Below are 25,212 nucleotides of genomic sequence, written 5' to 3'. Positions count from 1 at the left end.
CCCCCCCGGCCCCCCCCTCCGCCCCCCCCGGTGGGTGGTCAATCGCGACCACCGATGTTGTACTGAGCCGCCGCCGCGTTGCTGATGATGCCCGAGAGCGGCAACAGCTGGGTCAGGAAGCGGTTCCAACGCGTGATGCCTGCCGGGCCCACCCACACCACGTCGCCCGGGCGCAGCGAGAACTGATCGGCCAGGGCGAAAGCGACCGGTGATGTCGCGTCAAGGTGATAGACCTTCGCTGGTGCGCTTTGCATGTTCTCCACGCCGCGGATCACGTAGACCGCCCCGCCCTTGGATGTCACCGGATTCAAACCACCGGTCCGGCCGAGCGCCTGGGTGAGCGTCATGTCCGTAGTCTTGAAAGTGAGCGACTGTGGGCGCAACACTTCACCTACCACATAGACTTCCTTGCGGTCGTTGAACGGCAGGAACAGGCGATCGCCCGGCTTCAGGTAAATGTCCTGGGCGATATTGCCGTTCCGGTTCAATGCATCCAGATCGAGTTGATAGTTGCGTCCGTCGCGGGTCAGCACCATACCGGACAGATCGGCCTGCTCGACATTGATACGTCCCCTGCCGATGGCCTGCGCGAGAGTCAGCGGTACCGTCGTGAACTCCTGCGGTGTGGTATCGGTGAAGGCACCCTGCAGCGCCACGCGGCTGCCGAAACCGACGACGTTGACGTCCAGCTGCGGGTTGCGCAGATAACGCCCCAGCCGTTCGGCCAGTGTGCTGCGCAGCTGCTCGATGGTCATGCCGGAGACATTGATCTTGCCGGCATAGGGATAGAAGAACGTGCCGTCCGGCTGTACCAGACGGCCGTTGGTGATCGCCTGTTGCTGGCTACCCGCAGGCGTCGTCAATTCAGGATGATCCCAGACCGTGACCAGAATCGTGTCGCCAGGATGTATCTGGTACGACTCCGGCTTGTAGCTGGCCAACTCAGGGGGGAGTTCCACGGCGCTGCGGGGCGCCGAAATCACTTCTGGCGTAATGGCGATCATCTCCACGTCGCCGCCCTCCACCAATGCGTGGTTCCCTGTCATCCGCTGACCTGGTCCTAGTGCGCATCCGGCAAGCATGGCGGCCAGTGCGGCCGCGCCAATACGAAGCATGATTTTCACCTTGATAGGCCCTCATAAGGTCATGGCACCGGCACCGTGCGTCGACCGCCGTATGCCGCTAGTTGCGATGGGATGTGCCGACTACCGATCGCGTGGTCTCGACAGCGTCGGCCAACAATAGGCGTGTGCTGCAGGTCACATTGGAAGCCTAAATTGGGGGTTGCGGTAAACGCGTGAAGGAACAAAGCCTGGTCTGCCAGTGTTCATCAAATCGCTTTCACGAACAGATCACATGGATGTATCGGCTTTGCTTTGCAAATAGGTCGCGGCCAACGCCGCGAACTCCTTCATTGCCCGGCCACTGCGCCACAGCGCACTGGGCGACGGCAACCAGCTGCGTACCCAGCTCATGCGTCGCGCGCGTTCCGGTACGGGCACCGGCACGACGTGAAAACCGGCTTCACGGAAAACCAGCGCGGCGCGCGGCATGTGCAAGCCCGAAGTGACCAGCAACACCGTTCGTATGCTGCGTGGCTTGGCCAACGCCGCGGTGTACTGCGCGTTTTCCCGGGTACTCCGACTGCGCTCCTCCAGCAACAATGCAGAGTCCGGCACTCCCAACCGGTTGATGGCCTCGGCCATACGCTGCGCCTCACTGATACGCCCGGCCTTTCCCCCGGTCAGAATGATCACCGGTGCTCGCCCGGCCAACCATGCCCGCGCGCCCGCCGCCACACGGCTGCTTTCAAGATCACTCAGCCGAACGTTCTCTTTCTTGAGCCAGCCGTAGTACTGCCCCCCGCCCAGGACCACGATGGCGTCGGCTTTCGGCAGAGTTTCTTCGTTCACCTTGGGGTAGTGGAATTCCAGATGGCCGCGCAACCAATCCGACGCTTGCGGAATCGACCAGATCAGTGACCACCCCACCGCGAACACGGTAAGCGCCACCGCCGCCTTTCGCCGGCGCAACAGCAACAATATCGCGCCGGCCCCGAGCAGCCACAGCGACAGCGTCAGCGGGAAGGTCAGCGAGACCACGAAGCTTTGCAGCAATGACAACATAGGCGCGTCAGATCACGATGGCACGGGTCACGAGCACGTAGAAGACAGCGCACGAGGCCACCAGGCACATCCGTATCAGCAAAGGATTACGCAGGAAGGCGAGCCGATTGTGACAGAGCACCGCCGCCAGTATCAGCGACACCGCAAGCCAGCCTGGCAACAGGTAGCGATTGGAGAAAAATCCCCAGCCGACCGAAAAGAACGGCAGCAGCAACACCAGATAGACCGCCGTGCTGTCCTTGATTCGTTCCCGGTAAGGAAACCGCACCATCGGCGCAAGCACGTGCGGAAGCACATACCAGAAGATGGAGAATATGGCGAAGTCTATTCGCACCCCCGATTCGAAGCGCGTGGTGGCGGTGTACTCCATGACGATCTGGTATACCGATGGCAACGCCGTGCGTACCGCCGCCATCGACAAGCCGGATACATAGAACAGAAAAGCGGCCGCGGCCAGATAGCGCTGGAAACTGGGCCGCAGCAGAAGCACCGGAGCGAAGGCCAGATACAGCAGCGACGAGTAGTGAAAGCTGGTAGCCAGCGCCCCCCACAACGCGAATTTCCACCAATATCGCTGATGAAAGGCCAATAGCGCGGCGAAGACCAGTAGCGCCGCCAGTCCCTGCCGGATCGCATTGATCGACGCGTTGACGAACATCGGCGAAATCAGCAGAAACATCACCGATGCGCTGAGGAGAGTAAAGAAGCCGCTGGCGGCGCCAAGATAATGGAAGTAGCGCCGGGTGGCGACGGCGGCGGTTCCCAACAGCAGCGCGAACAGCACCGCTTGATACCCGATGACACTTACGCCCATCTGTTGCAGCACATAGCTCAGATAGACGAATCCAGGTTCCAGGCGGGTTTCCACCAGGCCGCCTTTCAGACGCTGATAGAAGCCGGCGTACGCATCAGTGTCGGTCCCCAATTCAAGCGGCCGGGTGCCGATCAACCAGCAACCGAAGACCGCTACCGCCAACAGCAGTATCAGGCTAAGACCCGTTGCCGCCGCCGAATGACTTTCTTGCTGTGGCCGCAGCGACGAATCGCGCGGCCTCAGGAGGGTGGTGGTTGTCGTGGTCATGGAGAAAGCTGATCTCCTGATTGGAGGCGGCGCAGCCACAGCACCAAGTGGCGGCGTGCACGGCGGATCTTGCCGACACTGCGCGTGAACATGCGTTCACGCGCGCTGACCAGGCCCATTCGCTGCAGCTCGTTGCCGACCTCGCGGCCGGCCCGATGCATCGCGTCGAGGTCTCCGCTTAGTCCGCCGGCGCCGAAGGCCGGCTTGTGCAGGTAAGCCAGAACCTGGTTGATCTTGGCGCAGCGATAGCCGGAATGCGCGATCTGCGCCCATAGCAGGTAGTCCTCGACGAGCCGGAACTTTTCGTTGAACCGGAACGGAAGGTCACGCCGCAACACCACCGAGGGAGTAGAGAACGGATTGTTCAGCAGCAAGCGCCGGCGACCGACAATGGTCGTGCGGATCGGCTTGCGAAGCGATTCCGGCTCAAGGCCACGGCTGCGCACCCGGATGCGGTGCGATATCAAAGCGATCTGCGGATCCGCCAAGAGCGCCTTCACCTGCAACTCCAGTTTGCGCGGCGCCCAGCTATCGTCCGAATCCAGGAACGCAACGTATTCCTGGGTGGCCTGCTCCCAGCCGGCATTGCGCGCGCGCGACGGGCCACTGTTAACGGGCAGCGCGACAACTTTGATCCAGCCGGCAGGATAAGCGCGGGCAAGCGAATGCAGCGTCTCCAGCGTACCGTCTCCGCTACAGTCGTCGACCAACAGAACTTCCGCCGGCGGCAGCGTCTGGGCAGCGATCGACGCAACGGCGTCGCCCACGGTATCGGTGCAGCGGTAACACGGAACTACCGCACTGACGGGCGCGCGCGAAGGTGTCTGCATCAGCGGCACGTTGGCGTTCATGCCGCAATGGCCCTTCCCCACGGCGCACGCAAAAAAATCTCCTGGGCCTGCAGCGCATAGTCGTCGCGCGAAAGCCCCGGAGTGTCGTACTCACCGAACATCGCATCGAATCCCTGCGCGAATGCGGCGGCGCTGTGATGCTGCGCGGTGATCCGCCGCGACCAGGGCAAACCGATGTCGTCGGCAAAATCGGCACATTTCGGGTGATAGTCGACGATCAGGAACGGCACGCCCAGCATGTAGGCGACGATCGCACCGTGCAGGCGCGTACTGACGAACGTATCGCACTTGGCGATCGCCTGCGCCATGGCGACCGGGTCGCTACGGCGATAGCGAGTCAGCTCGGCGGAAATGCCATGTGCGGACAGTCCCTGCTGCAATGCCTCGGACAGTTTGAGATCGCCATGCTCCGGGTGGTCGTTGAGGCTGAATATTTCAGGCTGCACGCGATATCGGCTGTTCAGCCGCACCAGCGCCTCGATCAACGACACCTGAAGCGCGGCAGGCTCAGGCGTCGGGTAGTCCGCGCGAGCGCTATAGCGGCACGGTGCGATACCGATGCGCAGCGAATCTCCTGGTACAGGCAACGGCGGCCGTTCTGTCATGGGCAGCAACAGCGGCAATAAGCCGGCAAGGTCGCGGCCGTGGTGAACACGATCCGCCACCCCCATCTTGGCCGCCAGTTCGTAGGAACGGCGGTCGCGCACGGCAATGTAGGAGAACTGGCGCATGAACGCTGCGGCCGAGTCTTGCGCTGCCTGGCTGCCGAACGGACCCACCGACACCCCGACCGCGGCCAGTTGCAGACGTCCACGGCGCTGGGCCGACAACATCAGCGGCCGACGAAACGATCCATGGCCGTTGATCACCGAACCACCGCCCATGACCAATACATCGGTGTCGCGCACCGCACGAAGAAAACTGTAGAACCGGCTCGCCTGACCGACCATATTAGTCGCGCCATAAGTGGCCGGCGGATACCACGCGGGCATCGTGTAGTGCGAACTCACGCCGTCGATCGCCGGACCAACGACCCGCGGTCTTGCACCCCAGAATCGGGGCGCGGCGGCCGTGCAGATCGCGCCGAACAAATCGTCGCCGAAATTGCGCATACCGTAGTACCCGGTAAAGCTGACGCGTAGATCGCGCTCCATCATTCCTCCACGAATGTCTTGATACGGCGTACGCCGAGATACATGGAAAGCAACAGCAGGATTTCCGCAGCCACGGTGGCGGCGGCCGCGCCGAACTCGTTGAATTCGGGAATCAGAAGTACGTTCAGCACCACCGCCGCGATTGTCGCCCACGTCATTGCACGCACGCGGTAGCGCATGTGCCCGCCCGTGAGCAGCGCCGAACCCACTGATGTGGACAGGAAGCGAATGGGAACGCATATCGCCAGCACCATCAGGATGCGGGCAACCAAGCGATAGTCTTCGCCGAATATCCATGGCACCAGCCACGGCGCCGACGCCGCCAATCCCAGTCCGGTCCCAAGCCCCAGCAGCAACATGCCGATATTGCCCTGGTGGTAGACACGCCAGAACTTGGGTTGATCGTGCACTGCCCAGCGATGCAGCTTGGACAGCAGGAACTTCTGGTAGATCGTGGAAGGCAGTAGGTAGATCGCGGTCATCACGGCCATTGCGATGCCGTAACGCCCTGCCTGCGTGTCGCCATTGATGTATTTGACCAGCACCGTACTTACCTGGAAAAACACCGGATAAAGTATAGCGGCCACACCGTATGGCCAGGCTTCACGCCATAGTTCGGCTATGCCGGGATCCGCGGGCATCGGTCCCTCCACGCGCGGGCCATGCCCACGCAGCTGCATCTGGCCGCTAAGCATGGCGCGCGTCGGCGGATATGAGATCGCGGCGACAAGCAGCCCCACCACGCCATAACCGACCGCAGCGGAATAGGCGGTCATGGGCACCAGCAATGCCAACAGCGCGACCAGAAGACGCCCGGCCGGCATCATCAAGTGCAGACTGGCCAACGCGCCGTAGCGATCTTCCAAACGCCATTTGCTGCCAACCAGATTGATCCCCAGCAGCCCAAGGACCACCGGTGTGAGCAGCAGCAGCGTCGCCCGTGTCGCGGCATCTACCGGCGCGCCGAGCAACGCCCACGCCACGATCGAACCTATTGCCAGCAGCGTCGTCAGTGTCGTGAACCATAGCGACGAGGAAAGCCAGCGGTCGCCCTGCCAACCTTCCGCCCCGTACACCCGCAGGCGGAATTGCGACAAGCCGAAGCCGGCCAACGGCGCCACCATGGAAACCGTCGCCAATGAAGAAGCGAACAGGCCGTACTCGTGGGGGCCCAGACGCCGTGCGAGTATCGCCTGAGCCAGGAACACGAAGAACGCTCCCGCCATCGTGGCCAGCCACAGCATGGAAACCGCGGCGAACGCCGAACGCCATGAGCGCGGAATCATGAGACAACGTACTGCGGCGTCTCGTCCGTCAACGGCGCTCCCAGCAGCTCACCATAGACGTCGATGGTTTTCTGGATGACGATCCGCTCATCGAAATGCTGTAGCACTTGCTCGCGCGCTTGCGCGCCGAGCCTGCGCACCAGCTGCCGGTCATCGTCCAACCGGGCCAGCGCATCGGCCAGCGAGCTGGCGCTGCGCGGTTCCACTCGCAGGCCGTCCACGCCATGTTCGGTGACGACTTCCCTACAGCCGGGCAGCCCCGTGGTGACCAGCGCCAAACCACTGGCGGCACCTTCAATCAAGCTCTTGGGCACGCCCTCCCGGTAGTAGCTGGGGAGCGCCATCACGTCGACCTCGCGCAACAGTGCCGGCATATCGTCGACATGGCCCAGCCACTTCAGCACACCTTCCCGGTTCCATCGTTCCACTTCGTCGCGCCCGACCGACCCGGGGTTTCCGGGATCGGGCATACCCGCCAGCAAGAATTCGATCTGCCGCCCTTGTTGGCGCAACAGCAGGGCCGCGTCCACGTACTCGCGGATGCCTTTCTCCCACAGCAGTCGCGCGGCCAAAATCACCCGCAGTGGGCGCACCGCCGCCGCATCTCGATCCATCGGACGGAAACGTTGTATGTCGACGCCGGAACTGCGGATCAGGCGAATCTTCTCCGGGGCGGCGAGCCGAAGTCCGGTGAATGCCTCGGCATCGTCCGGGTTCTGCAGAATGATGCGCGAGTTCCCACAGGCCAGCGTACGGCGCATCAGCTCGCTGACGACAGGCCTCAGCACGCGCGCTTTGGGATTATTGCTGGTGAACACGTAGCCCATGCCGGCAACGGCATTGACGACCGCCGGAACCGCGGCGCCGCGCGCCGCCAACGCGCCGTATACCGCGCACTTCACCGTGAAGTTATGCAGCAGATCGGGGCGCTCGTCCTTCAGAAGCTGCGCCAATCGCCGCAGCACCAGAGCTTCGCGCAGCGGATTGAGGCTTGCGCGATCCATCGGCAGCGTCAACCAGCGCACGCCGTGCTGGGCAAAACGGCCACCGAAATCGCCCGGCGGTGAAATCATGACGGTCTCGACACCCAGCGACCTCAGCCGCAAGGCCGTGGTCAATCTGAAGTTGTAGAGATACCAGTCTGTATTAGCGAAGAAGGCGAATTTCATTGGGCTTTCAAGCACCGCCCTTGGTTGCCAACGAATCACCCGGAGCGCCTTCCTTTCGCAGCCCCAGGTGGCGCATCGCCGCTTTTGCCGGCGCCTTCATCGGCCGGACGAACCTACGGTAGAAAGCACCCTTGATGCGATTACCCCGCGGAATACGCCAGCCGAAACCTTCATCCACCGCGTACAGGCAGGGGTTGCAGTACCCACAAGGTTTCGCGCCATGGGGCTTATGGCAGAACCACGTCATGCTTAGTATGTCGATCCAGCCCCGCTCCCGGGCGATGTCGGCCGTTTCGCTTTTCCCCAGCTCGAACAGCGGAAACGAGAATCCGCCGAAGATCAGGAATTCCTTGGTATCGCGGTATTGGGAACTGATCCTGTAGGTGCGATAGCCGCCACCATCGGTCTGCATCACGAATCGTCCGATAATGCCTTGGATCCTGCCGCCGCGGTGGCCCGCGGCGAGTTCAAGCTGCGCGATGCCCTGCTGGTTGCGGAATCTCGCCAGCCATTCGTACTGGCTGCCGATGAATCTCTCGGCCACGATACGACGGAACGCATCGGTCACGCGTGCATCCGGCGCCAGGTCGGCGACATTGAACTTTTGAAGTGGCGCCAGCAATTGCCGTGTGTACGGATACTTCTCGAACAGCGCGTCGCGGATGCGCTCCATTGCGGCCAGTTCGGCGCGGGTGGAGGGCCGCGTTGGGTCCAGCAGATAGTGAGGCACGACCTCACGGCGGTGGAGCAGCAACAGCTGCAACAGCTGGAACGTCGAATCCCAGCCGCCGGTCCAAAGCAGGTCCACCGGAGGATGGACGGCTTGGCTCGCCGGTGTGGCTACGCTCGCAACGCTATCGCTGGCAGAGGCGCCCATATGGTGGACCTGATGTGGTTGAAGGAAGGGAATCACGCGGCTTCCGGCAAGAGTTTCTATCTATTTATCTCGATTTATGAATGGGGGAAATTTTGCACGGACGTCGTGAAGACCCAATGAGCGCGATAGGCTGCGCTTCTCAAAACACGGCGCGGCTTCAGCAGAAGCATTTGCGGCGGTAACTATCGATAGTATTGCCGCCCGTTCATTACCGCTCGGTAACGAAAATTTTTCAGGAAATATTTTGGATTTGCGCGCGCATTCAGCTAACCAAGAGCGTATTCACCAATATTAATGCGCCTTTCACCAATTTGAATAACGGTGCGCATGAACCCTTCAGCGAAGTAAATCCAAAATCCCATCACAAATACGCACATCCAGTGAAGCGAAAGTGAAGAACTGCGATAGATTAAAAAAATGGTCGCAAAGGTGGTTATCGGCAGGACGCGATAGGCGCGACCTAACAAGCACTCCAACTGGGAAAACCTACTCCATGAGCAATAATCAACTCGCACGCACTTCGTGCGGGCCAGGGATGGCGCGGCGCAATTTCCTGCGCAAATCGGCTTTACTCGCGTTGCCCGTCTCGCTATCGGGCCTGGCCGGGCCCGTCATGGCCGCGGTTGCTTCCGCGAACTACTCGCTTCCATCCCTGAAACGTGGCAGCACAGTCGTCAGCGTGCGCAGCTACGGTGCGCTGGGCAACGGAGACAACGACGACACGGCCGCGTTCCAGCGAGCGATCAATGCCCTGCCGTCTACCGGCGGCACGGTCGACGTGCCGGCAGGCACGTATTCGCTCGATCCCAGGGTTTCCGTTCGCCTGCGCAGCAACATGCATCTGAGGCTTGCTGACGGCGCCATATTGGCGACCAGGCGCAACAGTGAGGACCGCGCCTACACACTGATGCTCTACAAGGTGAACAACGTCGAGATTTCCGGTGGCAGGCTCGTGGGAGACCGCGACAACCACCTGGGAACGACGGGCGAATGGGGCCACGGGATCCAGGTACTGGGCTCAACCAGCATCGTCATCCGCGATATCCACGTTTCCAAGTGCTGGGGCGACGGCGTATGCGTCGGCGGTGCCATGGTGTCCAATGCCGCTCCCATTGCTTCACGCAGCATCACCATTGCCAATGTCGTCTCTACCGGCAACCGCCGCCATGGCCTGACCATCGCCAACGCACACGGCGTCAGGGTCTACGACAGCGAATTCAGCAACTGCAATGGTCTGACCTTCGGTTGCGGTATCGACATCGAGCCGAGCAACAGCAATACCGCGTCGGATATCCGCATCGAGAACTGCCTGCTCGATAACAACCAGGCCAACGGCATCATGGTCTACAAGCGGGTCAGCACCGTCACGATCAAACGCTGCACGATTACCAGCAATGGCGGCTACGGCGTCCTGACCATCGCGCCGCTGACCGGGTATATCTCGCAGAACCGGATCCGCCACAACTACCTTCAGGGGTTGATGTTGCGTGCCGGTACGTACAACTACAAGGCCGCCGGAAACTACTTCCGCAACAACAATACCCGCCTGCACGGCGTCAAGACCGCGGCATCGCCGTATGTGGCGATGTCCGGCCTGGTGGGTGGGAACAACGGCAACGGCGCTCACATCCAGAAAACGGACGATTGCCGCAGCATCGGTGTGACCACCAACTACTACGCGAAATAGCGGCAGTTGTAGTTTCGTTTCACTCGCGAAGGATGCCGGCATAGCCGGCATCCTTTTTTGTGCGCGACCATCGCATGCGGCCGTAGGAGCAGTATCTCTCCGGTAGGAGCGGCGTCTCGCCGCGAGCTCTTTCCATCAGGTCGCGATAGAAGCTAAGAGCTCGCGGCGGGACGCCGCTCCTACATAGCTTTAAACAGTCGGTCTTGCTTGGCGTCACTCCACCACGTTGTCCGGCCCCATCCGAACCGCAACGCTGTCCTCGGCGATCCGTACCTGGTGCTTGCCACCGCGCCCGCGGTCATTGTCCTTGATCCGGTTTCCGGCTACGCGCACATTGCGCGAACGGGTGCGCAGGTTTATGCCGCGCAGGGTATTTTCCCGGATGATGTTGCCGACGAAGACGCAATCGATGGCCGTTACCGCCAGAATGCCGTCACCCCGGTTGCGCTCGATGGTGCAGTTCCTGATCGTCACGTCGGCGGCACGCTTGAACAGCGAAATTCCCGGTCCGCGATTGCCGCGCACCAGACAGTTCTCTATCACGACATCGCTCGCGACATCGACATCTGGTTCAATGTCGATACCCGCGCCAGGCGCTATGCCGCCGGTATAGCTGAATTCGCAATTGCGTATGCGCACGCGCCGCGAGCTGCCGATGGTCAGGCCTTGGCGGCGGTTTTCGGTGGAGACCACCTTCTCGAACACATAATCGCGGCCGGGCCGGCTGGGCTCGCCAGGATGCTTGATGCCACCCGCGGAAATGCCATCGCCCCAGCAGCGTGAAATGTGGATATTGCGGATAGTAACGCCGGAGCAGCCGCGGACCCGGATGCCGTGGCCCCATTCGCCGGTGGTGCCCAGGTGCGAGTCGCGGTCGCCGATGATGCGACCGCCGGAGATTTCCACATCTTCCAGTTCCTGCGCCAACAGCACGTACGCACGCGGGGCGGCATTTGCCTTGGCCAGGAGCCTGGCACCGGTTGCCATGGACAGGTGCATGCGGCTCCGCAGCTTCACGCTGCGCGTGGGATCGATGACGTAGGCGCCGGCCGGCACGTACAAGGTCCCGCCGTCTTCCGGCAATGCGTCGACCGCATCCTGGAAGGAATCGGTGTCGTCATGTTCGCCATCCCCTTTTGCGCCATGGTCGCGCACGTCGATTCTCGCGCTTCCACGCTTCCTCGCTACCGCACTCGCGGGCGCCGCCAGAACGACGCTCGTACCGCAAACCAATGCGGAGGCGGTAAACGTGAGCAAGCCACCCAGAAAGTCTCTTCGCGCTGCCGAACCTGGGCTTTCTTCCCAATCGGGATTCATGCCGCGACCGTCTGCAATGCGACCTCACGCTGCATTGCGATCTCGCGACGATGCTCGACCATCCAGGGCAGCACGATAGCCAGCAGATAGAATTTGGAAGCGTGATATTTGTTGTCCAACCGCCGCCGGTTTCTGTCCAGCCAGGGTACGGCGCCAGGCAGCAGATCGCTGGTTTGCTCCGCGTAGCTGCGCACCAGGTCGAAGCGTTGCGCCGCCAGACCGCACAGATCGAACCGAAAGCTGCCTTTCTTGCGCACGTAAGGCAGATCCTCGCCAAAGCGGGTGGCGATGTGCTTGCGGATCAGCATCTTGTTGACGTGGGTGACCGGGTCGACCTTCTGATCGCGCGGCACCTCGCGGTGGATCCACTCGCGCAGCGTGCGGTCGCAGAATGGATAGGCCGCTTGCAGCGACAAGGCGCTGGCGGTGTACAACCCTTTGGCGAACGCGCCGGCCGACCCGGCGATGGACATCGACATATCGCGCCATTCCCAAAGGCTGGTCGCCGATGCGATCTCATCGTTGAACAACGCCAGGCGAGCACGCGATTCACGCGAGATGGGACGCCCGAACAAGCTGTCAACTTCCGTATCGCTGAAACGCGAACCGGGGAAGACGCGTTCGATCGCATTCATCTGCAACGTGCCCAGCATGAAGCACAGCTGGAAACTGCGATCGACCAACGGTAGTTCAGCGACGTTGCTTGGCAGGCGGATATTCCGAGCCAGCCTGGCGAGTATCCGTTGTTGCCGGTCCACCGGCGTGCCGAAATAGCTGTCCGCCCCCAATCCATCGATAACGCCGTCGCCACCACGCGCAGCGACCTCGGTGGCCAGGTCCACATAGGAAAGCAAGGCGAAGTCGGCGGTCAGCAACGGCATGCGATCGGCCACCGCGACATAACGGTCATATGCCCGGCCGGGATCGCACACCAGCGCTTCATGCCGCAAGCCCAGCGATCTGGCGACGTGGCGGGCCGACTCCAGTTCGTTCTCCTCGCGGCCGCCAAGATAAGTGATGCAGGTGGTATCCGGCCTGGCATCGGCTGCGGCGATCGCCAGCGTGGTCGAATCCTTGCCACCGCTCTGCAGCAGCCATGGCGCTTTCATCTCGGAACACGAATTGCTGATGGCCTGACAGAGCAAGCGATGGTAGACACCTACCCAATCCTGGTCCTGCTTCGCGACCTCGGGTACCTCGCCGGCATTGCGGAACTTGAAATGGAATACCGGCGCCACGTGCATGTCGTGATTGGGACAGAAGCCGAAGGTCACCAGTTTCACGTCCTCGAAGATCGAATGCGGTGGATAGACGAACGCGTTGCGCAGTATGTCGGCCACGGATATCAGATCGATCCGTTCGCGCGCGGCGCTGCCCTTCGACAACGCGGAGAAGTCCGGCTTACCGTAGTACGGGGACATGGTGATCTGCATGCTAGGGCCTGTGAACACTATTGGAATGGGTCACGTTGTTTCTCGCCTTTACCAAACGCTCGCCCTTGTGGGAGCGCCGTCCCCGGCGCGAGCTTTTGCTTCTATCGCGATCTGACAGGAAGCGTTCGCGGCGGCACCTCCGGATGGCGAACGCGTGTGCTTCAACTGCTCTCGGCTTTGCAGCGGTCTGACGGAAGAGCTCGCGGCGGGACGCCGCTCCGCGCCCCGATAGCCTCTCGGCCTGCTCGATCGAAAGCGCGCCGCAGCGCGTCCAGATGGCGAACGCGTGTGCTTCAGTTGCTTCTTGGCTTCCATCGCGATCTGACGGGAAGAGCTCGCGGCGGGACGCCGCTCCGCGCCCCGGTAACCTCTCGGCCTGCTCGATCGAAAGCGCGCCGCAGCGCGTCCGGATGGCGAACGCTCGCGCTTCAACTGCTCTTGGTTTTAAAACGACCTGACGGAAGAGCTCGCGGCGGGACGCCGCTCCTACAGGGGCGGAACGCGGAGAAGCAACCCGACGGGCCGCAACCCAGTGCGCACGGTGCAGCGTCATCATTCCGGCATGTATCGGCATACGTCTCCTCTTTCTTCTTGCCCCGCGCGCACTGGATTGCGGCGTGGCCCTGCGCTCAACCCAGCTTCGAGTTGTTGCGGGCAGGGATGTACTCGTAATAGCTGTACGCGTACCGGCCGGCGCCGCGCTTCTGCACGCCATTGAATATGGCGCCTTTGACGCGCACGCCGTTCTGCTCCAACCGTTGCTTGGCCAACGCGATCTCCCGTTGCTGGTTCAAGCCCCAACGCACCACCATCAGGCTGGTGCCCACGTGATGGCCGATGACCGCGGCATCGGTTACCGCCAGCACCGGCGGTGTATCGATCACGACGATGTCGTACTGCTGCCCTAACTGCTGCAACAACGAAGCGAACTTCGGGTTCATCAGCAGCTCTGAAGGATTGGGAGGCGCTGATCCCCGCGAGATGAACGACAGATTGTCGGTACCGGGGACGCGGCGGATGGCGTCCTCCAGCTCGACCCGCCCGGAGAGCAATTCGGACAGCCCCCCTTCCCAACGGACGCCGAGTGCTTTATGCAAGGTGCCGCGGCGCATGTCCGCATCGATCAGCAGCACGCGCTGTCCTGCCTGGGCAATAGCGACGGCGAGATTGGCGCAGACAAAGGTCTTGCCCACGCCGGGACTTGGCGCGGCGATCATCAGCAGATTGTTCTTGGTCTTCAAGCGCGCGAAGTGCAGGCTGGTGCGCAGCGTGCGCAAAGCCTCCATCGCCAGGTCCGTGGGCGCACGCAGGGCGAGCAGATGCTGCCGCCCATCGCGGCTGTAGCGATTCTGGTGCACGCTCAGCTCGCGGCCTTTTTCGCTGAAAGGTATCGAGGCGTAGACGGGCAGGCCCAGCAGTTCGATATCGATGGGGTCCTCGACTCCGCGCTTGAACGTCTGCTGCAGCAAGACGAAGGCCACCATCACGAAAGCGCCCAGCAGGGTGCCTCCGGCAAGGATTGGGAGCGTTTGCGGCCATGCGGGATTACGCATGTTGACCGCCGCCGGATCGATCACCAACGCATTGCCCACCGCGCTGGCACGCGCGATGTCGAGCTGTTGCGCCTGATCCAACAGATTGGCATAGGTCTGGTTGGTCACCTCGACATCGCGGTTCAGACGGAACAAACCCTGCTGCGTGTCCGGCAGTTGCTTGATCCGACCCATGAGCGCGTTCTTCTCGCCCTGAAACTGGCCGATCTGCCGCTGCAACGCCTGATAGCTGGGGTGCTCCGGCGTGTATCGGCTCGCGATGTCCGTCATCTGGATACGCAGCTGCTGGATACCTGTGTCCAGCGCGATGGTCTGGTCGATCAGCGCCTTGTTCTGCACACCGACATCCAAGGTCTGGGTGCGGTTCTGGAAGTCGCGCAGCGCTGCCTGCGCTTTCGCCAGCTCGTCGCGTACATTCGGCAACTGCTCGGTAACGAACTTCAGACGCTTGGCCGCCTCGGCGGAATTGCGGGCGACGTTCTGGTGTACGTAGGCCTGAGTGATTTCATCCAGCACGCGCTTGGCACGCAGCGGATCGGTATCCGCGTACGTCAGCGAGATGACGCCGGAGCTGCGGCCCTGCTCGGTAGCGATAACGTCGCGCTTCAGGCCGGCCATGATCGTGGTGGTGTCCAGACGCTTGACCTTGAAGCGCATGCCGGGATTGGCGACGAGTTCGTTCACCCGCACCTTGATGCCGTTGCTGTCCACGTCCTGCCCCGCGCGCCCTTGTACCAGCACGCGGCCTTCGCCATCGGACAAGGTATAGCGGCCTCCTTGGCCGACATTCATTTGCAGCGGAACGTCGACGTATTCCGGCGGCACGTCCAACCGCGCGATCTTCACCCGCTCGCCGCCCCAGCCATAACGGCTCAGTCCGAACCAGGGCGATGCCAGATCGCCGGGCTTCGATGATTGATACTGACGCGCGATGAAATCGCCGATCAGCGGCAAGCGGAAGGGCTCGATGGCGATATCCAGATCAAGCTTCTCCAGTGCCTGGCCCAGCACTCGGCGCGACGTCAGCAGCTGTATCTCGGTGGCGGCTGGCGCTTCAGCGGGCGACGGCGCCGCCATCGCGTTGCTGCTGCTCAAACCGGGCACGTTGGGAAGCCTGTTCTGGACCTGCACCACGGCGTTGGCTTCGTACTTGGGTGTGACCAGTACGATGTAGGCGAGGCTGGCGAGCAGGAACAAGCCCGTTCCCAACAGAATGGTCCGTTTATTTTCAGAGAGCGTCGTCACCAGAGACGGCAGGTCGATGTCGTCGTCGTGGATCGTCGGCGTCTGACCGCGCGTGGCGGTCCTCGTCATTAAATGCGTAGCCATAGTGCTTCACCAGTCAAAGTGGGAGTCACCGCGCACAGCTGCGACAAGGGCCTGCCTGCGCGGTTGAGTTGCTGCCGTTCTTCGCGTCCGCTATCCGGCGGATGTGGATGTAGCGGGTTCATAGCGCCCCCCGGATACCTTGGATACCTTCCAGGCCTGGAGCGATAAGCGGGCCTGTGCCCCGCGTCGGGATCGCGGAGGCGGTTTTTGTGGGGCACAGGTCCGCCAATGCTTCGATGATGCGTTGGCATGCGATGTCTTCGCCGCTCCAATCTTCCGATTCCAGGCACATCGCTTCGTAAGCGGGTTGCTCGCCCAGCAACGTCAGGATGCGGTCGGCCATGGTCGTCGGGTTCGGGCCCACCGCTTTCACGTTGGCGCGTTCAATGACGTCCACCGGATGCGAGCCTCCCTGCACCACCAGCACCGGTTTGCCCAGCGCCGCGGCTTCGGCTTGGGTTTCGCTGTCGGCCACGATCAGATGCGCCGCGTTCAGCAGATAGACCCAGGCCAGGTAGTCCTGCGGATCGATGGAATGCACGTTGTTGAATATGCTGAGCGGCGCTTCGGCGCTGTCCAGGGAGCGGGGTATCAGCTCGGTCGGACAGGCGATATCGATTTCCGGGTGCCAGGGCGCAACGCGGCGCAATGCACCGGCGACCACGCTGCCGTTCTCGGCCATGCCGCCGCGGCAGGCGACCAGGAGCAAAGGACTGCCCGCGCGCAGGAACGAGAACCGGCGCGCCAGATCCTGGTTCAATACGGCGTCCCGTCGCAGGCGTCCCAGCGCCATGTGCAGAGTGTCGACGGCGGTATCTCCGGTCACCAGCATGCGATCGGCGGGGACACCTTCGGAAAGCAGGTCGCGTTCGGCGTGTTCACTGTGAACGACGTGCAGCGAGGCCAGCGTATGGATGATCTTCCGACTGGCATCACCATTGAGGTGGCTGGCGGCCGCGTCCGGGTGCCCGGTTTCGATGCTCACCACGGGAATATGACGGTAGTAGGCCGCCAGCGCCGCCGCCAAGGTAGTTGACGCATCTTCAGGCACCAGCACCAGGTCCGGCTGGACTTCGTTCAACACGCGCTTCATTCCACCGAGCGCGGCGAAAGCGGCATCGGCCGGGTCCTCACCCGAGCCGGCTTCGAGTTGCACGTCCGCCTGCAGGTCGAACAGCCGCAGCACCTGCTCGGCATCATGGCGAGGAGTAGCGGTAACGCACACGGTCGAATCAAACCGTTCGTCGTGCAACAGCTTCTGCGCAATCGGCGCCATCTTGACGGCATCCGGCGCGGCCGCAAGCACGCATAACGTCTTAACGGACGACGGCGCTTCGACAGCGGGTCCGGCCGTCTGCAGATCCTGTTCGGTAACTTCGTCGATCAGTACAGGCAAGCCGGAAGGAACTGCGGCGATGCGTTCCAGCGCCAACGTGCGATCAGTGGCGACAGAGCTCCATGGCATCGACGGGCCAGCCGATGGCGAACGCCACTCCTTTGGCTTGCGGAGCCATGCGAGCAACGGCGGCAACCACAACATGTACGCGGCCAGCACAGCGACGAAAAGTGCCGCGCTCACTGTCTCGGGTGCGCCGCGCAATGCATAGCCCAGCATCACCAGCACGCCGGCAGCCGACACGATGGCCACCAGCGCCATGCGCGGCGGACATCCGGCGTCGACCAAAAGATGATGCAGGTGCTGTCTGTCCGGCTTGAACGGCGAGCGGCCCAGCCTGATACGCCGGTGCATCACCGCCAGCGTATCCATCACCGGCAGTGCCACGCACCACAGCACATCGACCGGTGCCGTTCGGCCGACGCTGCGATGGCTCACATAGATGAGGCTCCACGCCAGCACGAACCCGATCAGCGTGCTGCCCGCATCGCCCATGAAGATCTTGCGCCCGTCCGGCCACCCAAGATTGACGCACAGGTAGGGCACGAGCGCCGCGAACAGAATTTGCAGCAGAAACAGCACGCCTGGCGATGACATTCCGGCAGTGTCGTAAAGCAGTACGGCGGCGATGCTGACCATCGCCATGGCAGCGGCGAGGCCGTCGATCCCATCCAACATGTTGAAGGCGTTGATCAGTCCGATAACGGCGAAGACCGTTACAGGAATACCGATCAACCCGAGACGGAATCCTTCGATGCCGAGCAGATCACCCAGATGGTCGATATAGAAACCCGACACCACGATCACCATGGCGGCAGCGGTGGCTTCTATCAGCAGCCGGGAGCGGACACTGGTGTCCTTGACGTCGTCCACTACGCCTGCGGCGACCAGCAGCGCTCCGCCGGCCATCAGGCTCATGACAAACCGATCCAGATACCCCAGATAGGTAAGCCCGACCAGAGTGCCGAAGAAAAAGCACAGCCCTCCGATCAGGGGAATGCGGCCGCGATGACGCTTCCGGGCATCCGGTTTATCCACCAGTCCCAGACGCCGGGCCCAGGGACGCATCGAAAAAATGGCTACTAAGGTGACTGCCAGTGCGATAGCGCTGGCCGCCACCAGTTTGGGGTTCTCCATGCACCTTTGCCTCGGACTTATTTATGGGTTTTTTTGGAATCCGTGTGCATCCGCACCTACAGCAACCACGCCCCTCAGCGGTTAACCCTCATGCACCATGGCGGCATTTCACCGGCAACGCGCATGCTGGCCGTCCTGTTATATCGAAGAGAATTTAGTGGAAAAAATCTGATGACAGGGTGAAGAACAGGCTGCATTCTGATGAAAGGACATTACGCGCAGCCATTATTACGCGCCCGGACGGCCAGTCGTGAAAGCGGTGTCACGTGTTAAAAGACGAGCTAAATGCGTGGACACCAATGCTTGATACTTTCATCGATCATCTGATATGCGCGCTCGTACGCGGACAAGTCCCGGCGGTAAGGGTCGGGGATTTCCAGATTGCCCTGCCATTTTCCCAACAGGTGGATTTTTGCGCGGGCACCCGGGGCCAACTTTGATAGCGCGGTCATGTGCTTTTTTTCCATGGCCAGAACGATGTCGGCGCCCTCGACAAGTGGCCGGTTTACCCGGTGGGAAATGTGGTTTTCGCCGCTGAAACCACGCTCCGCCAGCAGCGCTGCCGCCCTTGGATCCATGGGGTTTCCATAGACGGCCGCCAGGCCAGCCGACTTAACTGCGTACGTATCGGCAGGCAATGCGTGCCGCAGCAACACTTCGGCCGTTGGACTGCGGCATAGGTTTCCAACACAGACGATCAGTATGCGTTTCGACATTCGCTAATATTAATGAGTAGAACCTGTATACCTAACAGCCGCACGCGCTTACTGGCATGATCGCTTCACGCTGCCATCACGATATTCTCCGCAGCTCATCTACCAGCCTTCACTTGATAATCACCACGGTGAATCCGACGATATGATCCTCGGCACGCTGGACTCTTGATAATGGAGTTCCGTCGCAACGTTATGGAAAGCGCCTATTGGAATTCTCGGGTTGGTGAGGGTCAGCAAGCCCCAAATAAAAAAGCGCCCCGCATACGCGGGGCGCCTTCGTAGGACCTGTGTCGCTATCGGATGTCGCTACGCATCCGCCTTCCGATCAATGCGGCGCCGCAACACCCTTCAGCAGCTTGTCGGATGCTTTCCGATCGCCGCTGTAGGCGAAGTTGGATAGCGACACCACGCCGACCAGGCGCTTGTCGCGATTGACCACCGGCATCCTGCGCAACTCAAGATCGGCCATGTTGCGGGCGACATGGTCGACGTCTTCATCTTCGTAGCAGTATTTGATGTCGGTCGACATCGCTTCCTGCACAGTGGTGTCCGGCGTCTTACCGTGGGCGACGGCGCGTACCGCTATGTCGCGGTCGGTGATGATGCCTACCAAGCGGTCATTGGTGCCTACAGGCAGGCTGCCGATGTCCATCTTTTCCATCAGCATCGCGGCATCGCGCAACGTATTGTTCGGCGACACGACGCATACGTCCGTCGTCATCATTTCGTGCACTTTCATCGCTAGCTCCTCGGTTCGCTCGTCCGACAAGCCTATCGGCCCCGCAATAAAAGCATGGTGAAAAAAAACGTCGACAGCTGTGAACAGCCGCCGACGCTTTTTGAGTTTTGTTTGTTCGCGCTTGCGCGACGGCTTGCTATTGCCTGGTACGCGTGGTGCCAAGTGATCCACCCATGCGTTGCCACACCTGCTGCAACAACTCGCGCATTACATGCCAGTCCATGCGATCCATCCTGTCGAATCGTTCGCTGTACTTGGCTTCCAAGGTGCGCAGCAACTCGTCCAGCGGAATCTTGTGGTGCTGCAGATAGGCATCGTAAGCGAAAAGCAGGCTGGGCTCGTATTTTTTGAACGGCACACCGGGTTCATAAAACCCATACTCGTGTATGTCCCTCTTCCACTGCTCCAGCTCCGCCTTGATATCCACGACCTCGCAGCGGAAGCGACCACTGGACGGATACTGATTCAAACTGCCCATCTTCAAGACCTCCTTGGGGGATGACGAAGATGTTCATGAATACGCTCCAGGATGTAAATTTCACATGGAGGTGAGGTTAAAAGAATGAAAATGGACGGTCTGTATGAACGCCACGCAGGGGCTCACGTTCATAAGCGGCCGGGAGAATGTCTTTGTCGTACGCCGGCTGAATCTCGTTAAGCGCTAACAATCTGGAGACACACCCTACACTCCGTTTTCGCGGGCAACATCTTATAAAGGTCGCGTGGGTGCCAACCTACTTGGGTTGGCCAAGCCTGAATTCAGAAACTCCGCAAAGAAGCTTTGACCCAGGACCCACTGGAGAATCGACGCCAAACCGTTTTATTGGTTTCGCGAGAAGTGCGGGTCAACCTCGTCTGGATCGCCTATCGATTCTCCGCTGCGGCAGGAGCGGCACCTTGCGGTGGTGTGGTGCCCGTTTCCTGGGCGGGTAGCCGGACTCGCGAAGCGACCGCCCTCCGCCGATACCTCTTTTCTATGCGGGTCACGGTTCTGCTCCCTCCGGCGCCCGCCTTTTTCCCTTGGCGGATTTCATTGGCTAGCTTCCTTGCTGTGCAGGCGTTGTGCGCGGTTATCCTGTGCCGATGCCCCTCCGAACGATAGCCGCCACTCGCTATGTCACTCCCCTTAGGGAAGGGGGCTCCATGCCCGCGGTGATCGAGGCCGACGACCAAGGCATGTACGTGCTCAAGTTCCGCGGTGCCGGCCAGGGGCCCAAGGCATTGATCGCCGAACTGGTAGCCGGTGGCATCGCACGCGCGCTTGGCTTGCCAGTGCCTGAAATCGTACTGGCGGAATTGGACCCGGATCTGGCGAGGACGGAAGGCGATCCCGAGATCCAGCACCTGATACGCGCCAGTGCTGGGCTGAACCTTGCGCTGGATTACCTGCCAGGCGCGGTGAATTTCGATCCGGTGGCGGAACAACCCTCACCGGATCTCGCATCCCGGATCGTCTGGTTCGACGCCTACGTCAGCAACGTCGACCGTACCGCTCGCAATACCAACCTATTGATGTGGCACCGGCAGCTGTACCTGATAGATCACGGCGCGGCGCTTTACTTTCACCATGGGTGGGACGGGCGTACCGCCGGTGCCGACAAACCTTTTGTTCTGATCAAGGACCACGTGCTGCTGCCGTGGGCGGCAACGCTGGCCCAAGCTGATGCGGAAGCGGCTGCCAAGTTGGATCGCGATGTTATCGCCGGCGTCGTGTCGCAGATTCCCGATGCCTGGCTGGACAGCGAAGACGCTTTCGCCGAGCCAGCCGAACAACGCGGCGCATACGTGGACTATTTGGTGCTGCGGCTGGCGCAGCGCGCGGCGTTCGTGCAGGAGGCGATCCGTGCACGCACTTGATACCTACGACTATGCGGTGATCCGTGTGGTGCCGCGGGTGGAGCGGGAAGAATTCGTCAACGTGGGCGTCATTCTGTCCTGCGAAAGGACTGGCTTTCTGGACGCGCGCATCGAACCGGAGGAATCCCGGCTACTGGCCTTGGACCCCACGCTGGACCTGGAATCCCTGCGCCGCCATCTGGATGCCATTCCTGCGATATGCCGCGGCGGTGCGCAAGCCGGCCCTATCGGACTGCTGCCGCATCGCGCGCGCTTCCACTGGCTCACCGCCAAGCGCAGTTCCATCATCCAGACCTCGCCGGTACACATGGGCAAATGCGGCGATATGCCCGCCATCCTGGAGCACTTGATGGATCGCATGGTGCGGCCGCCACGATGAGTCTTTTTGCGGGTCTTGTTTCAACCACGCGCTTTAGCCAGTCGCGCGCATGAGCGTCTACGTCGATGACGCGGTGACACTATGGCGTGGCCAGCGCTGGGCCCACCTGATGGCCGACACGCTGGATGAACTGCATGCCTTCGCCGATCGCCTGGGTATTCCACGGCGCGCTTTCCAGAACAAGACCAGCGGCGCGCATTACGATCTTCCCGCTGACGTACGCGAGCACGCCATCCAACTCGGCGCCATCCCTATTTCCCGCCACCGCGACCGCGATCTCGTCCGCGCGGTCATTCGCAACGCCAAGGCACAAGGGCGCGGGTTGGCGCAGTGACCTAGTACCGCGCTTTCGTAGCGCCGAGATCCTATTTCGAGAGTCAAGCCGCCGTGGCAACGACGTCGGCATGGCATCCTTGTGGGAGCGACGTAAGTCGCGACCTGAAACATCAACGTCGCGACTTACGTCGCTCCTGCAGGGAATTAATCCGCTCCACGAGAAGCGCCTCCAATGGCTATTCGCCATCGCTCTCTGTTGCGATACGCCTCGTTGCGGCCCAGCACGGCGCAGGCGGGTTCGGCGACAGAGAGCAACCGTTTCCTATTCCCGGTTCCCCGCTCTCCGGCTACCGCACCGGTTGCGCCAACCCGTTAGCGATGGCTGCATCGATCAGCCTTTCGGCTTCACGTTGCGCCGCTTCGCTGGCGGCACGCTGGCGCTCACCCAAGGCCTGCTGTTGGCGGCCGAGTTCCTGCTGTTTGGTACCGAGCGCTTGTTGCTCGCGGCCAAGTTGATCTTGTTGTTCTCCCAAGGCTGCAAGGCGCTTCTCCGTGTCGGCCGCCTGGGCCTTGTTGTGGACGCCGGGGTCGGTGCTGACACTGCGCACTACCGCGACCGCATGCTGTGCCGCGATTTCGCCCTGCCGCGCGCCGAGCTCGCCCTGGCGCACACCTAGCTCGCCCTGTTTGGCACCCAGCTCACCTTGCTTTTCGCCCAGGCGGCCTTGCTCTTCGCCCAGCTTCACGACAGGCGCGTAGGCGGCTTGCAGTCGACGAATAGTCGCCACGTCGCGCACTACGTATTTGCTGTCGCCTTTCCGCACCCACAGCAACGCTCCGCCGTTACGCTGCTGCGACTTCGCAGCGCGAAGATCATCGGCGTTGCCAATGGCGTTAGTAGTATTGCCGTCGATCAATACGTGCGCGTAGTCGCTATTGCTATGCGTCCAGACGCCGTTACTGACAAGGGGCCGTGGTGGTGCGGGTGGGGCGGCAGGAGCAGCCGCCATGGCAGAAGGAGCCGGAGGCGCCGTGGGAGGTACGGGCACCACCGGTGGTGCAGGAACGATGCGGGAAGCAGCCATCGTCTGCGAAGAGGCCATTGTGATTGGAAGCTCCATCGGCACCGGGACAGGTACCGGTACCGGAAATGCATTCGCAGCCGGTGCGGGATTCGAAGCCGGTGCGATGGGTTGGGCCGCGTGCGCAGTGACGCGATAAGGCACCACGCCGACCAGTGCGACTGCGACCGTCAGTACCAGCGCACTGGCGCGCAAGGGCGAAGCGCTTTGCTGCAACATGAGCAGTCTCCGCTTGAGCATGAGAAAAGTGGGAGAGGCGCTGGCCAGACCAGCACTTGGACGAGTCGCGACGCCGAGCCGTAAGAGCAAGCGCCCATAGTCACCTGCGCATTGCGGATTTCCGGCAAGCACGGCGGCATCGCAGGCGGCTTCGCGGGCGAAGGCGTACTCGCGCGCGGCCAGATGCGCGAGTGGATGGAAGAAGAACACGTGCTGCGCCAGCGACGGCAGCAGGCCCCACCACAGATCGCCGCGCTGCAGATGCGTCAACTCGTGGGTGAGGGCCATATCCAGTTCGTCGGCATCCAGCGATGGCAGCCGATGCGCCGGCAGCATCAGCACCGGCGACCACGGACCGATCAGTTGCGGCGAACTGATAGCAGATGACAACCGCAGCTTCGGCGTCTTGCGCAAGCCGTGCGCTTCCGCGGCGAGATTCAATGCTTGCGTCAATGTGGCGTCGCGGCATGGCACGGACTCCCGCAGCAGGCGACGCGTCGTCAGATAACCCACTAATGTGCGGGTGATCATGAAGCTGAGGCCCAGCAGCCATAGCAACGACAACACTAGAGGCCATGACCAAGCGGACGACGGAGGAGCAAGGGCAGTGGACGAAAGCGAAGCTTCCGACATAGCGGGCAGAATCGCCGCGGTACCGACAGCCGTCGTTGTTGCGAGCGGCTGCAAGGGGGCTAGCATCGCCGGCATTTCGGAATCAGCAGGAAGCAACGGCAGCGCCAACGGACTGGCCCACAACACGCCCACTACTAATTGCAGGGCGACCAGCCACCATAGCCAGCAACGCGCCGCCGCGGGCAAACGCGGCAGCAGACGGCACAACGTCCACACCACAGCGACCAGCAATGTCGATTGCACGCTGGCGGCGAACAGGCGCGGCAACAGGATTTCGCTGATGTATTCGAGCGCCATATCAGCTCTCCTTGCGCTTGGATTGAAGCGTGGCGACCAACGCTTCGAGTTCCGCCAGCTCGCCCTCACTGACTTCGGTGCGCTCCGACATCCAGGCCACAAAAGGCGAGACAGAACCCTGCAAGGTTTTCTCGACGAAGCTGCCCACCGCGCTGCGCATCAGGTCATCGGGACGCGCGACCGGCGCATAGCGGTAAACCCCATTGACATGGCGGCGGCGCAGATAGGACTTGGCACGCAGGCGCTCCATCATGGTCAGCACCGTGGAGCGAGCCAGGCCACGCGATTCGGCGAAAACGGCAGCTACTTCGCCCACCGAAGCCTCGCCGTGCTCCGACAGATACTGGAGCAGTGCCAGCTCCTGATCGCCGATGGTTTTTTGCGACTTGGCCATGAGAATTCCATTGACTACACCTGTAGTCAACATGACTCATGACTACATCTGTAGTCAACCCTGCCGGAAGTCATTGTCGCCAGCTTGCCGACGAACGGTAGGGTGACTTTTTCACACCCGTACCGCCGGTCGCACTACGTAGTTACAAAAGCCGGCTACCCCGATGGATCGCGCTGTTGTAGGAGCGGCGTCCCGCCGCGAGCTTTTGCCTCACGACAGACAAC

At 61.6% G+C, this 25,212-nt stretch carries 21 protein-coding genes; 4 read left to right on the top strand and 17 right to left on the bottom strand.

Features of this window, described 5'->3' with window-relative positions:
- Positions 1-38: 38 nt before the first annotated feature.
- The 8 genes from AB6O04_RS12080 to AB6O04_RS12045 form a co-directional block, all read right to left on the bottom strand.
- The gene (locus AB6O04_RS12080) at positions 39-1,115 is read right to left on the bottom strand and encodes a polysaccharide biosynthesis/export family protein (RefSeq protein ID WP_368564210.1); all 1,077 of its coding nucleotides are present in this window, start codon (positions 1,113-1,115) and stop codon (positions 39-41) included.
- A gap of 237 nt (positions 1,116-1,352) precedes the next feature.
- Positions 1,353-2,126 carry a YdcF family protein gene (locus tag AB6O04_RS12075; protein ID WP_368564209.1) on the bottom strand — a complete coding sequence of 258 codons (774 nt, stop codon included), beginning with the start codon at positions 2,124-2,126 and terminating at the stop codon, positions 1,353-1,355.
- A 7-nt stretch (positions 2,127-2,133) separates the two neighbouring features.
- Positions 2,134-3,207 (bottom strand): EpsG family protein, encoded by a 1,074-nt coding sequence (locus AB6O04_RS12070; protein WP_368564208.1) that lies wholly within the window; start codon positions 3,205-3,207, stop codon positions 2,134-2,136.
- Positions 3,204-4,058, bottom strand: coding sequence for a glycosyltransferase family 2 protein (locus AB6O04_RS12065; protein WP_368564207.1), 855 nt, complete (start codon positions 4,056-4,058; stop codon positions 3,204-3,206). The genes AB6O04_RS12070 and AB6O04_RS12065 overlap by 4 nt, the downstream gene beginning before the upstream one ends.
- Positions 4,055-5,212 (bottom strand): polysaccharide pyruvyl transferase family protein, encoded by a 1,158-nt coding sequence (locus AB6O04_RS12060; RefSeq protein ID WP_368564206.1) that lies wholly within the window; start codon positions 5,210-5,212, stop codon positions 4,055-4,057. Before AB6O04_RS12060 ends, AB6O04_RS12065 begins: the two co-directional genes overlap by 4 nt.
- Positions 5,212-6,498, bottom strand: a complete 1,287-nt coding sequence (locus AB6O04_RS12055) for a lipopolysaccharide biosynthesis protein (protein ID WP_368564205.1) — start codon at positions 6,496-6,498, stop codon at positions 5,212-5,214. Before AB6O04_RS12055 ends, AB6O04_RS12060 begins: the two co-directional genes overlap by 1 nt.
- On the bottom strand, positions 6,495-7,667 hold the full coding sequence (locus AB6O04_RS12050) for a glycosyltransferase family 4 protein (RefSeq protein ID WP_368564202.1): 1,173 nt from the start codon (positions 7,665-7,667) through the stop codon (positions 6,495-6,497). The genes AB6O04_RS12055 and AB6O04_RS12050 overlap by 4 nt, the downstream gene beginning before the upstream one ends.
- A 7-nt stretch (positions 7,668-7,674) precedes the next feature.
- Positions 7,675-8,580, bottom strand: a complete 906-nt coding sequence (locus AB6O04_RS12045; RefSeq protein ID WP_368564201.1) for a hypothetical protein — start codon at positions 8,578-8,580, stop codon at positions 7,675-7,677.
- 457 nt (positions 8,581-9,037) lie between these two features.
- On the opposite strand from AB6O04_RS12045, the gene AB6O04_RS12040 reads away from it, so the two are divergent.
- The gene (locus AB6O04_RS12040) at positions 9,038-10,231 is read left to right on the top strand and encodes a right-handed parallel beta-helix repeat-containing protein (protein WP_368564200.1); all 1,194 of its coding nucleotides are present in this window, start codon (positions 9,038-9,040) and stop codon (positions 10,229-10,231) included.
- Between the two features lie 213 nt (positions 10,232-10,444).
- Here AB6O04_RS12040 and AB6O04_RS12035 read toward each other — a convergent pair whose 3' ends face one another.
- The 7 genes from AB6O04_RS12035 to AB6O04_RS12005 form a co-directional block, all read right to left on the bottom strand.
- On the bottom strand, positions 10,445-11,386 hold the full coding sequence (locus AB6O04_RS12035) for a right-handed parallel beta-helix repeat-containing protein (RefSeq protein WP_368564199.1): 942 nt from the start codon (positions 11,384-11,386) through the stop codon (positions 10,445-10,447).
- A gap of 158 nt (positions 11,387-11,544) precedes the next feature.
- A complete protein-coding gene (locus tag AB6O04_RS12030; RefSeq protein ID WP_368564196.1) occupies positions 11,545-12,969 on the bottom strand; it encodes an asparagine synthase-related protein in 1,425 nt (474 codons plus the stop codon).
- Between the two features lie 641 nt (positions 12,970-13,610).
- Complete coding sequence (locus tag AB6O04_RS12025; RefSeq protein ID WP_368564195.1) at positions 13,611-15,863, bottom strand: polysaccharide biosynthesis tyrosine autokinase; 2,253 nt, start codon at positions 15,861-15,863, stop codon at positions 13,611-13,613.
- Positions 15,864-15,981: 118 nt separating this feature from the next.
- A complete protein-coding gene (locus AB6O04_RS12020; RefSeq protein ID WP_368564192.1) occupies positions 15,982-18,396 on the bottom strand; it encodes a UDP-N-acetylglucosamine 2-epimerase in 2,415 nt (804 codons plus the stop codon).
- 281 nt (positions 18,397-18,677) lie between these two features.
- Positions 18,678-19,112 (bottom strand): low molecular weight protein-tyrosine-phosphatase, encoded by a 435-nt coding sequence (locus tag AB6O04_RS12015; RefSeq protein ID WP_368564191.1) that lies wholly within the window; start codon positions 19,110-19,112, stop codon positions 18,678-18,680.
- A gap of 325 nt (positions 19,113-19,437) precedes the next feature.
- The gene (locus tag AB6O04_RS12010) at positions 19,438-19,851 is read right to left on the bottom strand and encodes a CBS domain-containing protein (RefSeq protein WP_368564190.1); all 414 of its coding nucleotides are present in this window, start codon (positions 19,849-19,851) and stop codon (positions 19,438-19,440) included.
- Between the two features lie 136 nt (positions 19,852-19,987).
- On the bottom strand, positions 19,988-20,329 hold the full coding sequence (locus tag AB6O04_RS12005; RefSeq protein ID WP_368564189.1) for a hypothetical protein: 342 nt from the start codon (positions 20,327-20,329) through the stop codon (positions 19,988-19,990).
- Between the two features lie 605 nt (positions 20,330-20,934).
- Between AB6O04_RS12005 and AB6O04_RS12000 the strand changes: the two genes are divergently transcribed.
- The 3 genes from AB6O04_RS12000 to AB6O04_RS11990 are packed head-to-tail and all read left to right on the top strand — an operon-like array spanning position 20,935 to position 22,421.
- Positions 20,935-21,708 carry a HipA family kinase gene (locus AB6O04_RS12000; RefSeq protein ID WP_368564187.1) on the top strand — a complete coding sequence of 258 codons (774 nt, stop codon included), beginning with the start codon at positions 20,935-20,937 and terminating at the stop codon, positions 21,706-21,708.
- Complete coding sequence (locus tag AB6O04_RS11995; RefSeq protein ID WP_368564185.1) at positions 21,695-22,087, top strand: DUF3037 domain-containing protein; 393 nt, start codon at positions 21,695-21,697, stop codon at positions 22,085-22,087. The genes AB6O04_RS12000 and AB6O04_RS11995 overlap by 14 nt, the downstream gene beginning before the upstream one ends.
- 49 nt (positions 22,088-22,136) lie before the next feature.
- Positions 22,137-22,421, top strand: a complete 285-nt coding sequence (locus tag AB6O04_RS11990; RefSeq protein WP_368564184.1) for a DUF4031 domain-containing protein — start codon at positions 22,137-22,139, stop codon at positions 22,419-22,421.
- Between the two features lie 289 nt (positions 22,422-22,710).
- Here AB6O04_RS11990 and AB6O04_RS11985 read toward each other — a convergent pair whose 3' ends face one another.
- Both AB6O04_RS11985 and AB6O04_RS11980 read right to left on the bottom strand, forming a co-directional pair.
- On the bottom strand, positions 22,711-24,594 hold the full coding sequence (locus AB6O04_RS11985) for a M56 family metallopeptidase (protein WP_368564183.1): 1,884 nt from the start codon (positions 24,592-24,594) through the stop codon (positions 22,711-22,713).
- Position 24,595: 1 nt separating this feature from the next.
- A complete protein-coding gene (locus tag AB6O04_RS11980; RefSeq protein ID WP_368564182.1) occupies positions 24,596-24,988 on the bottom strand; it encodes a BlaI/MecI/CopY family transcriptional regulator in 393 nt (130 codons plus the stop codon).
- Positions 24,989-25,212: the final 224 nt, after the last annotated feature.

This window comes from Pseudoxanthomonas sp. UTMC 1351 (assembly GCF_040948865.1).
Taxonomy (GTDB): Bacteria; Pseudomonadota; Gammaproteobacteria; order Xanthomonadales; family Xanthomonadaceae; genus Pseudoxanthomonas_A.
The sequence above is the reverse complement of the archived record's forward strand: the minus strand, read 5'-3'. Positions and strand labels throughout refer to the sequence as shown.

What these genes read in the sequence shown, in the direction of transcription:
- AB6O04_RS12080 (WP_368564210.1), bottom strand. Translation starts at nt 1,115, where the DNA reads ATGCTTCGTATTGGCGCGGCCGCACTGGCCGCCATGCTTGCCGGATGC.
- AB6O04_RS12075 (WP_368564209.1), bottom strand. Translation starts at nt 2,126, where the DNA reads ATGTTGTCATTGCTGCAAAGCTTCGTGGTCTCGCTGACCTTCCCGCTG.
- AB6O04_RS12070 (WP_368564208.1), bottom strand. Translation starts at nt 3,207, where the DNA reads ATGACCACGACAACCACCACCCTCCTGAGGCCGCGCGATTCGTCGCTG.
- AB6O04_RS12065 (WP_368564207.1), bottom strand. Translation starts at nt 4,058, where the DNA reads ATGAACGCCAACGTGCCGCTGATGCAGACACCTTCGCGCGCGCCCGTC.
- AB6O04_RS12060 (WP_368564206.1), bottom strand. Translation starts at nt 5,212, where the DNA reads ATGGAGCGCGATCTACGCGTCAGCTTTACCGGGTACTACGGTATGCGC.
- AB6O04_RS12055 (WP_368564205.1), bottom strand. Translation starts at nt 6,498, where the DNA reads ATGATTCCGCGCTCATGGCGTTCGGCGTTCGCCGCGGTTTCCATGCTG.
- AB6O04_RS12050 (WP_368564202.1), bottom strand. Translation starts at nt 7,667, where the DNA reads ATGAAATTCGCCTTCTTCGCTAATACAGACTGGTATCTCTACAACTTC.
- AB6O04_RS12040 (WP_368564200.1), top strand. Translation starts at nt 9,038, where the DNA reads ATGAGCAATAATCAACTCGCACGCACTTCGTGCGGGCCAGGGATGGCG.
- AB6O04_RS12030 (WP_368564196.1), bottom strand. Translation starts at nt 12,969, where the DNA reads ATGTCCCCGTACTACGGTAAGCCGGACTTCTCCGCGTTGTCGAAGGGC.
- AB6O04_RS12025 (WP_368564195.1), bottom strand. Translation starts at nt 15,863, where the DNA reads ATGGCTACGCATTTAATGACGAGGACCGCCACGCGCGGTCAGACGCCG.
- AB6O04_RS12020 (WP_368564192.1), bottom strand. Translation starts at nt 18,396, where the DNA reads ATGGAGAACCCCAAACTGGTGGCGGCCAGCGCTATCGCACTGGCAGTC.
- AB6O04_RS12015 (WP_368564191.1), bottom strand. Translation starts at nt 19,112, where the DNA reads ATGTCGAAACGCATACTGATCGTCTGTGTTGGAAACCTATGCCGCAGT.
- AB6O04_RS12010 (WP_368564190.1), bottom strand. Translation starts at nt 19,851, where the DNA reads ATGAAAGTGCACGAAATGATGACGACGGACGTATGCGTCGTGTCGCCG.
- AB6O04_RS12005 (WP_368564189.1), bottom strand. Translation starts at nt 20,329, where the DNA reads ATGGGCAGTTTGAATCAGTATCCGTCCAGTGGTCGCTTCCGCTGCGAG.
- AB6O04_RS12000 (WP_368564187.1), top strand. Translation starts at nt 20,935, where the DNA reads ATGCCCCTCCGAACGATAGCCGCCACTCGCTATGTCACTCCCCTTAGG.
- AB6O04_RS11990 (WP_368564184.1), top strand. Translation starts at nt 22,137, where the DNA reads ATGAGCGTCTACGTCGATGACGCGGTGACACTATGGCGTGGCCAGCGC.
- AB6O04_RS11985 (WP_368564183.1), bottom strand. Translation starts at nt 24,594, where the DNA reads ATGGCGCTCGAATACATCAGCGAAATCCTGTTGCCGCGCCTGTTCGCC.
- AB6O04_RS11980 (WP_368564182.1), bottom strand. Translation starts at nt 24,988, where the DNA reads ATGGCCAAGTCGCAAAAAACCATCGGCGATCAGGAGCTGGCACTGCTC.